This is a genomic window from Chlorobium sp. N1, from assembly GCF_004332115.1.
Taxonomy (GTDB): Bacteria; Bacteroidota; Chlorobiia; order Chlorobiales; family Chlorobiaceae; genus Chlorobium.
In genome coordinates, this window is the sequence record NZ_SJPA01000031.1 from 1 (window position 1) to 1,631 (window position 1,631).

The window sequence follows — 1,631 nt, forward strand, 5'->3', positions numbered from 1 at the left end:
GGGTTTGCTGAAGAATTCAAGCCATCGCCCAGCAGCACTTCATCGCCGCACGGGAAGATGACCACTTGAACAAATTTTGGATTACGTCAAGCTCCAAAAGGAGCCATTCAAACAGGCGCAAAAAAGGAAGGGCGAGCAACCGGTCCAGGTTCATCACGAGAAACGTGAGCGAGACCACGCAGAGACTGCTTTCAGACAGCCTCGCCATCACCCGGCCTAGCCCATACCTGCGCTTCGCTTGGCCGAACTTCCCTTCAACGGCGTTCCTGATTCCTTCGTCTTCCCTGATTTGCCGCCGGCGGGCCCGGTTCTTCTCAACATCCTTTGGCGGCCGCCCCAGCGGCACGCCACTCAGCCTGATATCCCGCTCTTTGCACCACATCCTGTTGGCCAGTGTCCGGTAGATCTTGTCGGCGTGCACTGATTCAGGGTAGTGGCCGTATCGCTCACGGTAGCGCTCGATATCCCTTACCAGGTCACAGCCTTCGTTGTAGGCGTTCCAGCTCATCCGTTCCGGCATGCTGATGCCATCGACGACACTGATTGAGAGCTTCATGCCGAACTCCGTTTTCGCAGCGGCCTTGCCCCGTACGATTGGTCTGACATGGGGCTGACTGATGCTTACGATCCGGTCACTGATGCTCTTCGTGTCGCTCTTGTACATTTCCAGCTGCTGCCGGTACAGCTCCTCGATCACCAGCAGGTCGCGGTACCGGTGTTTCGACAGGACCGTCAGCGGAACCGATGCGGAGAGGTTGCCGATGTACTGGAGGTTCTTCCTGATATATGCCAACTGCTTGCGTAGGCCTTTGCGGAGCGCCTTTCTCGACAAGCTCTTCTTCATGCCGACAGCAAGGAACTCTTTTCTTGCTGTCCGGCGGGACATCCTGGGCTTCGTCACTCCTTCCGGGTGCATTGCACACAGCGTGTCGATGATCAATTCGGTCTTCTCGCGGGCGTCGTTCAAGAGGCTGATGTCCGTCGGATAGGCGATGTCTGCCGGAGCACAGGTAGCATCAACGATGAGGCGCCCCTTGTTTACGGAGCCGTCATCGCCTTCATCATCGTCGTCTTCATTCTTCGCCTTCAGGCGAGCCTTCTCCGCAGCCAGATGGCGTTGCAGGAGTTCCTCCTGCAACGCAGCGAGATCGGTATGCTTCAGGCGTTTGCGGAAGTGGGTCATCATTGAAGCATCGAAGGGCGCGGTATGCTGGTACTCTGCAAGCCCGATGAAGTACTGGAGATACGGGTTCTCCTTGATCTGTTCGACCGTCTCGATATCCGAGAGGCCGAGTTTCTCCTTGATGATCAAGGATCCCAGCGCCATGCGGACCGTCAGTGCCGGAGCGCCTCGTTTTGACAGGAAGTTTTTTGCATACATCGTCTCGGCAACGTGCCAGGGAATTACGGCGTCAAGTTTCACCCACCGGTTTTCCGGATCGAGTTTACCACCAAACGGCAGATGGAAATTTTCGAACGTGAGCTGATGAAACTTCGGCTGGTACATGAATCGGCGGTTTCGAGGTGCAAGGTTTTTGGGGCTTTTTCAGGCTTTTCCTTGCACATAAGATACGAAAAATACCGCTTAATTCATTACCATAAAATGATTTAACTATTATTCAGCAGACCCT

General features: G+C 54.9%; 1 protein-coding gene. It reads right to left on the reverse strand.

All coding sequences use genetic code 11. The annotated features are described in order from the left end of the window. Positions 1 to 16: 16 nt before the first annotated feature. Positions 17 to 1,507, reverse strand: coding sequence for an IS5 family transposase (locus E0L29_RS11415; protein ID WP_131359206.1), 1,491 nt, complete (start codon positions 1,505 to 1,507; stop codon positions 17 to 19). Positions 1,508 to 1,631: the final 124 nt, after the last annotated feature.